9 protein-coding genes and 1 tRNA gene are annotated in these 8,492 nt (G+C 39.4%); 9 read left to right on the top strand and 1 reads right to left on the bottom strand.

What is annotated here, in order from left to right; all coding sequences use genetic code 11:
- Positions 1-82 precede the first annotated feature (82 nt).
- Positions 83-156, top strand: a tRNA-Asn gene (locus AB5Y61_RS06055).
- A gap of 94 nt (positions 157-250) precedes the next feature.
- Here the strand turns inward: AB5Y61_RS06055 and AB5Y61_RS06050 are convergent.
- Positions 251-1,606 carry an aspartate kinase gene (locus AB5Y61_RS06050; RefSeq protein WP_368403504.1) on the bottom strand — a complete coding sequence of 452 codons (1,356 nt, stop codon included), beginning with the start codon at positions 1,604-1,606 and terminating at the stop codon, positions 251-253.
- 240 nt (positions 1,607-1,846) lie between these two features.
- On the opposite strand from AB5Y61_RS06050, the gene fabM reads away from it, so the two are divergent.
- The 8 genes from fabM (at position 1,847) to fabF (ending at position 8,489) form a co-directional block, all read left to right on the top strand.
- On the top strand, positions 1,847-2,638 hold the full coding sequence (gene fabM, locus AB5Y61_RS06045; protein ID WP_368403503.1) for a trans-2-decenoyl-ACP isomerase: 792 nt from the start codon (positions 1,847-1,849) through the stop codon (positions 2,636-2,638).
- Positions 2,639-2,734: 96 nt separating this feature from the next.
- Positions 2,735-3,169 carry a fatty acid biosynthesis transcriptional regulator FabT gene (gene fabT / locus AB5Y61_RS06040; RefSeq protein ID WP_009732277.1) on the top strand — a complete coding sequence of 145 codons (435 nt, stop codon included), beginning with the start codon at positions 2,735-2,737 and terminating at the stop codon, positions 3,167-3,169.
- The gene (locus AB5Y61_RS06035) at positions 3,169-4,143 is read left to right on the top strand and encodes a beta-ketoacyl-ACP synthase III (RefSeq protein ID WP_368403502.1); all 975 of its coding nucleotides are present in this window, start codon (positions 3,169-3,171) and stop codon (positions 4,141-4,143) included. Before fabT ends, AB5Y61_RS06035 begins: the two co-directional genes overlap by 1 nt.
- A gap of 58 nt (positions 4,144-4,201) precedes the next feature.
- A complete protein-coding gene (locus AB5Y61_RS06030) occupies positions 4,202-4,426 on the top strand; it encodes an acyl carrier protein (protein ID WP_003003892.1) in 225 nt (74 codons plus the stop codon).
- A 113-nt stretch (positions 4,427-4,539) separates the two neighbouring features.
- Positions 4,540-5,505, top strand: a complete 966-nt coding sequence (gene fabK / locus AB5Y61_RS06025) for an enoyl-[acyl-carrier-protein] reductase FabK (protein ID WP_368403501.1) — start codon at positions 4,540-4,542, stop codon at positions 5,503-5,505.
- A gap of 22 nt (positions 5,506-5,527) precedes the next feature.
- Positions 5,528-6,448: an ACP S-malonyltransferase gene (gene fabD, locus AB5Y61_RS06020; protein ID WP_129824744.1), complete on the top strand. Its 921-nt coding sequence runs from the start codon at positions 5,528-5,530 to the stop codon at positions 6,446-6,448.
- A gap of 12 nt (positions 6,449-6,460) precedes the next feature.
- Positions 6,461-7,195: a 3-oxoacyl-[acyl-carrier-protein] reductase gene (gene fabG, locus AB5Y61_RS06015; RefSeq protein ID WP_368403500.1), complete on the top strand. Its 735-nt coding sequence runs from the start codon at positions 6,461-6,463 to the stop codon at positions 7,193-7,195.
- Between the two features lie 61 nt (positions 7,196-7,256).
- The gene (gene fabF, locus AB5Y61_RS06010) at positions 7,257-8,489 is read left to right on the top strand and encodes a beta-ketoacyl-ACP synthase II (RefSeq protein WP_049471732.1); all 1,233 of its coding nucleotides are present in this window, start codon (positions 7,257-7,259) and stop codon (positions 8,487-8,489) included.
- Positions 8,490-8,492: the final 3 nt, after the last annotated feature.

The raw sequence follows: 8,492 nt of genomic DNA, 5'->3' as shown, positions 1-8,492 counted from the left end.
CCGAACACAGCAGTTAAGCCCTAGAACGCCGGAAGTAGTTGGGGGTTGCCCCCTGTGAGATAAGGTAGTCGCTTAGCTTGATTCCGCCATAGCTCAGTTGGTAGTAGCGCATGACTGTTAATCATGATGTCGTAGGTTCGAGTCCTACTGGCGGAGTATAGAATAAAAGAGATCAATTTATTGATCTCTTTTTTACTTTTCATTTTAATGTTAATAAAAGCTCCGTTTAGTTAACGGAGCTTTTCTCTATTTAGTTATTTGGGAAAAATGCTTGATATAAAGCTTTAATTGCTTTTTCTTCTTGATCTTTACTTACAACGAACATAATGGAAACTTCACTAGAACCTTGCGAGATCATTTGAATGTTCACTTCATTTTCTGATAGTGCTTTGGCTGCAGTGGCGGTAACCCCTACCTGACTCTTCATTTTCTCACCAACAATCATAATGATGGAAAGATCATGTTCAATTTCTGCTGTGTCAACTTCTAACTTTTGCGTTAATTGTTTTAAAATTTCCTGTTCTTTAATTGGCGTGAGCTCACGTGAACGTAAGATAATAGACAGGTCGTCGATACCAGTTGGCATATGTTCCCAACTGATATTGAGATCTTCTAAAATTTGAAGGAATTTTCGACCAAAACCGACTTCGCGGTTCATGAGGTATTTGGTAGTGTTGATACTAACGAATCCTGAATCACCTGCAATCCCTACAACAGTCACATGATCATTTGAATGTTCCAAAACAATTCGGGTTCCTGGGTGGTCTGGATTATTTGTATTTTTAATGACTAATGGAATTTTACCTCTGTATGCTGGAACGAGTGCTTCATCATGTAAGACTGAAAAACCTGCATAGGCTAATTCACGCATTTCCTTGTAAGTTAATTCAGGAATTGAATGTGGGTGTTTAATAATACCTGGATGTGCTGCAAAGATACCATTTACATCTGTAAAGTTTTCGTATAAGTCTGCTTTTACGCCAGCTGCAATGATAGATCCTGTAATGTCAGATCCACCACGAGAAAATGTACAAATGTCCCCATCTTGGGTAACACCAAAGAACCCTGGAATGACAATTACTTCACTTGCATCTTTTAGTTCTTCAATTTTATCGTAACTAGAAGGTAAAATACGAGCGTTGGATGGTTCTGCAGTGACCGTAATTCCTGCCTCTTTTGGATGGATATATCTTGCTTCTAATCCATTTTGATTGAAAAAGGCAGCAATGAGTTTAGCATTGTTATTTTCGCCTGCTGCTAGGAATGCATCGTATGTGAATGGATTTCCTTTTTTAGGTAAATTTGTTAAATCATAGATATCTTCAGCAATTTCCTGAATAATAGAATCTTTGAGATCCAATTCTTCTGTAATAGCCCGATAACGTTCGATAATCCACTGTTGTGTTTGCGTGACATCCTTATCTGAAGTGAATTCTTTATAATAGCGGATCAGTGCATCTGTTACTTTTGTATCTTCTGCTTTTCGCTTACCAGGAGCTGATACAACTACAAATCTTCTTTCTGGATCATCTTTAATGATATTAAGTACTTTTTTTAATTGTGGAGCTGATGCTAGAGAACTTCCACCGAATTTAGTTACTTTCATATTTTCTCCTTAATAGTTTCATTAGTACATTATACCAAAGTTCAGTTATTGATACAATGTATTTATAAATAGGGTATAAAATAGGTGGATCTTACGAGGCTAGAAATTGTAATTATTCAAATTTTACAATTTTGTTACATCTTATAGATATATTTTACTATTCTTATTTTTTATGGTATGATATGTTATAATTAAAAAGTTTTAATATCAAAATATTTTATATTTAAACAAAAGGAGTCTGTGATGTTTGAAACAATTTTATATTCTGTCGAAAACGATCTCGCGTCAATTTCTTTAAATCGTCCTGAAGTTTCCAATGGTTTTAACATTCCAATGTGTCAGGAAATTTTAGCTGCCTTGGAAGATGCGGAAAAAAATGAGGAAGTAAAATTCATTATTCTATCAGCAGAAGGGAAAATCTTTTCAGTTGGTGGAGATTTGAGTGAAATGAAACGCGCAGTCGATGCAGATGACATCGAGTCTCTTGTTTTAATTGCTGAATTAGTTAATACTATTTCTAAGAAAATTAAGCAATTACCTAAGCCGGTTATTATGGTAGCTGATGGAGCGGTCGCAGGAGCGGCGGCCAACATAGCAGTAGCTGTTGATTTTTGTATAATTAGTGATCGTACAAAATTTATCCAAGCTTTTGTTGGGGTTGGTTTAGCACCAGATGCGGGTGGGTTATTCTTATTAGGAAAAGCTATTGGTATGTCTCGGGCTACTCATTTAGTAATGACGGGTGAAGCTTTGACAGCAGAAAAAGCATTGGAATATGGCCTAGCTTACCGCGTTTGTGAATCTGAAAAACTTGAGAAAACGGTTGATCAATTGCTTAAAAAATTAAGAAGAGGATCTTCAAATTCTTATGCTGCCATGAAAGAAATGGTTTGGGAAGCCTTCTTGAAAGAATGGGACCACTATGCGAATCTTGAATTAAATTTGCAAAAGAAACTAGCATTTACAGAAGATTTTAAAGAGGGGGTTATTGCCTACTCTGAAAAACGTCGGCCACAATTTAAAGGAAAATAAATTTGTATTTTTTCTATGTTTTGTGAAAAAAAGCTTGCAAATTATTTTCATTTTTGATAAAATTTGACTATCAAAGTAAAATTAGGAGGTGGAGTTTTGAATTACCAATTAGTTAATGACTATTTAACATCCATCTTTAATAATGTTTTGGTTATCGAGGAGACGAGCCTAAGAGCAAGTCGATTTAAAGATGTTTCTATTAAAGAAATGCATACGATCGACGTGATTGGTTCGACACCGAATGCAACCCCGAGTGATATTTCACGGGAGTTGATGGTGACTTTGGGGACTGTCACGACAAGTTTGAATAATCTTGAGCGCAAAGGGTATATCGAAAGAAGAAGATCTGAAGTTGATCGCCGGGTTGTACACTTGAGTTTAACAAAGAATGGTCGTCTACTTTATCGACTTCATCAGCAATTCCATAAACGGATGGTCAACCAGATTATTGGAGATATGAGTCCCGAAGAGAAGAAAGTGATGCAAAAAGGATTGCAAAATCTGTATCGTTTCTTGGAGGAAATTAAATAATGGTCTTTGCTAAAATTAGTCAAGTTGCTCATTATGTACCTGACCAAGTCGTATCGAATGATGATTTAGCTGAGATTATGGATACAAGTGATGAATGGATCAGTAGTCGGACAGGCATTCTTCGTCGTCACATTTCAAGAGATGAGAAGACCAGTGATCTTGCAACAGTTGTCGCACAAAGATTATTAGCAAAAGCAAACTTAGACGCTGAAGAAATTGATTTCATCGTTGTCGCTACAATTACTCCAGACAGCTTAATGCCATCGACCGCAACCCGGGTACAAGCTAATATTGGAGCTTCTCGAGCCTTTGCCTTTGACCTGACTGCAGCATGTAGCGGATTTGTATTTGCATTAGCCACTGCTGAAAAATACATTTCTTCAGGGATGTACCGGCGAGGGATTGTGATCGGTAGTGAGACGCTTTCAAAAGTATTAGACTGGTCAGATCGCTCTACTTCAGTCCTTTTTGGAGATGGAGCTGGCGGTGTCTTGCTTGAAGCGAGCGATCAAAAATCGTTTTTAGCTGAAAGTCTTTTTACGGATGGTAGCCGAGGTTCTAGTCTTGAATCTTGCTATTTGGGTCTGTCTTCTCCTTATTCAGAGGAAGTTACCGATCGAAGATATCTGACGATGGATGGACGGGCAGTTTTTGATTTTGCAATTCGTGATGTCACGAAAAGCATTCAAAAGATTATAGCAGACGCCTCTATAGAAGCAGAAGAGATTGACTATTTTCTTTTACATCAGGCGAATGACCGAATGTTAGATAAGATGTCAAAAAAACTGGGTGTCTCTAGAGAGAAGATCCCAGCAAATATGATGGAATATGGGAACACTAGTGCTGCTAGTATCCCCATTCTATTATCGGAGTGTGTCGAGAATCATCGAATCAAGATGGATGGAAGTCAAAAAATTCTTCTTACAGGATTCGGTGGAGGTTTGACATGGGGCACACTTCTTGTTACAATCTAGTTAAACATGTGGAAACACATTTTAAAAATTTATATATTATTTTTTAAGGAGGCCTGTCATGGCAGTATTTGAAAAAGTACAAGAAATTATCGTTGAAGAACTTGGTAAAGAACCATCAGAAGTAACTCTTGAATCTACATTCGAAGATTTAGAAGCTGATTCATTGGATTTGTTCCAAGTGATCTCTGAAATCGAAGATGCTTTTGATATCCAAATCGAAACTGAAGAAGGATTGTCTACAGTTGGTGATCTTGTTGCTTACGTAGAAGAAAAAACAAAATAATGATAGATGAGAGTATCGAAAGATATTCTCTCTTGTTTAGGTAATAGTTTGAGGCTCAAAGAAACAATTTTCGAACTCAAACTATTACTTAAGCGAAAAAAGAGGTAGGTATAATGCAAACACGAATTACTGAACTATTGAATATTAAATATCCAATCTTCCAAGGTGGGATGGCATGGGTCGCTGATGGTGACTTGGCTGGAGCAGTATCAAATGTTGGAGGTCTTGGAATCATTGGTGGCGGGAATGCTCCAAAAGAAGTTGTAAAGGCTAACATCGATAAGGTGAAGTCTATTACAGATAAACCTTTTGGTGTAAATATCATGCTTTTGTCCCCATTCGCGGATGACATTGTTGACCTGGTGATTGAAGAAGGTGTAAAGGTTGTTACAACTGGTGCTGGAAATCCTGGGAAATACATGGATCGGTTCCATGAAGCAGGGATCACTGTCATTCCTGTTGTTCCATCTGTTGCACTTGCAAAACGGATGGAAAAATTGGGCGCTGATGCAGTGATTGCAGAAGGAATGGAAGCTGGAGGTCACATTGGTAAATTGACGACCATGACCTTGGTTCGCCAAGTGGTTGAAGCTGTTTCTATTCCAGTAATTGGTGCTGGAGGAGTCGCTGATGGTGCCGGTGCTGCAGCTGTCTTTATGTTAGGTGCCGAAGCTGTTCAGGTGGGAACTCGTTTCGTGGTTGCAAAAGAATCTAATGCTCACCAAAACTTTAAGAATAAAATCTTGAAAGCGAAAGATATTGATACGGTAGTTTCAGCATCAGTTGTTGGACACCCTGTTCGTGCGATCAAGAATAAATTGGCTTCTGCCTATAACCAAGCTGAAAAAGATTTCTTGGCAGGTAAGAAGACTCAAGAAGAAATTGAAGAATTAGGAGCAGGAGCCCTTCGCAATGCCGTTGTTGATGGAGATGTTGACAATGGTTCTGTAATGGCGGGTCAAATTGCTGGACTTGTAAGCAAGGAAGAAACTTGTGCTGAAATTCTAGAAGATATCTATTATGGTGCAGCCAAGGTGATTAAAAAAGAGGCTGCTCGTTGGGCAGATGTAAACGTTTAAAAACGTCGAAAGGATTAGGATAGTGACAAAACGTGCGTTCTTATTTGCTGGTCAAGGGGCTCAGAAATTGGGCATGGCGAGCGATTTGTATGCGGCTTATCCCGTTGTCAAAGAGACATTTGATACGGCTAGTCGTATTCTAGGTTATGACTTGCGTGAATTGATTGATTCTAACGAAGAAAAACTGAATCAGACCCGCTATACTCAACCAGCTATTTTGACAACGTCAGTAGCCATTTATCGTCTCTTAGTAGAAAATGGTATCACTCCTGACATTGTTGCCGGCCTTTCTTTGGGGGAATATTCTGCCCTGGTTGCGGCCGGAGCTCTTTCGTTTGAAGATGCAGTAGCATTGGTTGCGAAACGTGGTGAATTTATGGAAACAGCAGCTCCCGCTGGAAGTGGGAAAATGGTTGCTGTTATGAATACAGATCCAAGTTTGATTGAAGAGATTTGTCAACAAGCATCTGAAAAGGGTGTAGTGACACCAGCTAACTACAATACACCCGCACAGATTGTGATTGGTGGTGAGGTTGCGGCTGTGGACTATGCTGTGGAACTTTTGAAGGAAGCAGGTGCCAAACGCTTGATCCCTTTGAATGTGTCAGGTCCATTCCACACAGCCTTGCTGGAATCTGCTAGTCAAAAATTGGCAGCTGAACTAGAAAAAGTATCATTTAATGATTTTGATCTTCCTTTAGTTGGGAATACAGAAGCTACTATCATGAAGTCAGAAGATGTGAAAGCACTTTTGGCCCGTCAAGTAAAAGAACCGGTTCGTTTCTATGATTCAATTGCTACGATTCAAGAATTTGGTGTAGATGAGGTCATCGAGATCGGACCTGGAAAAGTCTTGTCAGGATTCTTGAAGAAAATTGATAAAACTCTTCCAACTCATAACGTTGAAGATCAGGCTAGTCTAGATGCACTTCTGAATGCTTAAAACGAGGTAAAGATGGAACTTAAGAATAAAAATGTTTTTGTAACAGGTTCAACACGCGGAATTGGATTGGCTGTGGCTCATAAATTTGCGAGTCTCGGTACCAATGTTGTCCTAAATGGACGTTCTGAAATTTCTGAGGATTTGCTTGCACAGTTTGCTGACTATGGTGTGACTGTTGTTGGCATTTCTGGGGATATTTCTAATGGCGAAGATGCGCAACGTATGGTAGCTGAAGCAATTGAAAAGCTTGGAAGTATTGATGTTTTGGTCAATAACGCTGGCATCACAAATGACAAGTTGATGTTGAAAATGACTGAAGAAGATTTTGAACGGGTCTTGAAAATCAACCTGACCGGTGCCTTTAATATGACTCAAGCTGTCTTAAAACCTATGTCTAAAGCTCGTCAAGGTGCCATTATCAACATGTCCTCTGTAGTGGGTCTTATGGGGAATATTGGTCAAGCGAACTATGCAGCTTCAAAAGCTGGATTGATTGGTTTTACCAAATCCGTTGCGCGTGAAGTTGCGGCTCGTGGCGTTCGTGTGAATGCCATTGCACCTGGTTTTATTGAATCAGATATGACAGACGCTATTCCAGAGAAAATGAAAGACGCCATGCTAGCGCAAGTGCCAATGAAACGAATTGGTCAAGCTGAAGAAGTGGCAGAAGTTGCGGCTTTCTTGGCAGGTCAAGAATATTTAACTGGTCAAACAATTGCCATTGATGGCGGAATGACTATGCAATAACGAATGGTCACTAATCGAAAATTACTTACTTAAATATCCATCCGACAAAAGGAGAATATATATGTCTACAAATCGTGTTGTTGTTACAGGTTACGGGGTAACCTCACCAATCGGAAATACACCAGAGGAGTTTTGGAATAGCCTTCATGAAGGAAAAATTGGAATCAAGCCCATTACGAAATTTGATGCTTCCGAAATTCCAGTCTTTAATGCTGGTGAAATTCAAGATTTCCCATTCGATAAATATTTTGTGAAAAAAGATCAAAACCGTATGGATACTTACTCATTGTATGCAATCTATGCTGCGATGGAAGCTATTGAAAATTCAGGCTTGAATATGGAAGAAGAAAACCGCGATCGTGTAGGTGTGATTGTCTCATCTGGTATCGGTGGTCTACAAGAATTGGAAGACCAAATTATCCGGATGCATGAACGTGGAATGAAGAGAATCCAACCAATGTTTATCCCTAAAGCTCTTTCAAATATGGGTGCTGGGAATATTGCGCTTAAAATTGGCGCACAAGGGGTATGTAAATCAGTGACAACTGCCTGTGCCTCTGCCAATGATGCTATCGGTGAAGCCTTCCGCGAAATTAAATTTGGGTTCCATGATGTTGTTTTAGCCGGTGGTTCAGAGGCTTCAATTACTAGAATTGGTATCGGTGGTTTCAACGCTCTTACGGCCCTTTCAACAACAGAAGACCCAGAACGTTCCTCTATTCCATTTGATAAAGACCGTAATGGTTTTGTGATGGGGGAAGGTGCAGGGGTTCTTGTCATCGAAAGTTTGGAACATGCCCAAAAACGTGGTGCTAATATTTTAGCTGAGATTGTTGGTTACGGATCAAACTGTGATGCTTACCACATGACAACACCAACTCCAGACGGTTCAGGTGCTGCCAAAGCGATTAAATTAGCGATCAATGAAGCTGGTATCAAGCCTGAAGATGTTGACTATGTCAATGCCCATGGTACCTCTACACCTGCCAATGAGAAAGGTGAAAGCGGAGCTATTGTTTCAGTACTTGGTAAAGAAGTTCCTGTATCATCTACTAAATCATTTACAGGACACTTGCTTGGTGCTGCTGGTGCAGTTGAAGCGATTGCTACCATCGAAGCGATTCGTCACAGTTTTGTACCAAAAACTGCTGGTACTAAAGAATTGTCTGACTATATCGAAGCAAACGTTGTTTATGGTGAAGGCCAAGAAGCGGATATTCAGTACGCTATCTCAAATACCTTTGGTTTTGGAGGACACAATGCTGTTCTGGCCTTTAAACGTTGGGAGGGTTAATTC

The organism is Streptococcus parasanguinis, from assembly GCF_040908565.1.
GTDB lineage: Bacteria > Bacillota > Bacilli > Lactobacillales > Streptococcaceae > Streptococcus > Streptococcus parasanguinis_AC.
Note: the sequence above shows the minus strand (reverse complement) of the source record. Positions and strands in the feature narration are given on the sequence as shown.

What these genes read in the sequence shown, in the direction of transcription:
- AB5Y61_RS06050 (WP_368403504.1), bottom strand. Translation starts at nt 1,606, where the DNA reads ATGAAAGTAACTAAATTCGGTGGAAGTTCTCTAGCATCAGCTCCACAA.
- AB5Y61_RS06035 (WP_368403502.1), top strand. Translation starts at nt 3,169, where the DNA reads ATGGTCTTTGCTAAAATTAGTCAAGTTGCTCATTATGTACCTGACCAA.
- AB5Y61_RS06030 (WP_003003892.1), top strand. Translation starts at nt 4,202, where the DNA reads ATGGCAGTATTTGAAAAAGTACAAGAAATTATCGTTGAAGAACTTGGT.
- fabK (WP_368403501.1), top strand. Translation starts at nt 4,540, where the DNA reads ATGCAAACACGAATTACTGAACTATTGAATATTAAATATCCAATCTTC.
- fabG (WP_368403500.1), top strand. Translation starts at nt 6,461, where the DNA reads ATGGAACTTAAGAATAAAAATGTTTTTGTAACAGGTTCAACACGCGGA.
- fabF (WP_049471732.1), top strand. Translation starts at nt 7,257, where the DNA reads ATGTCTACAAATCGTGTTGTTGTTACAGGTTACGGGGTAACCTCACCA.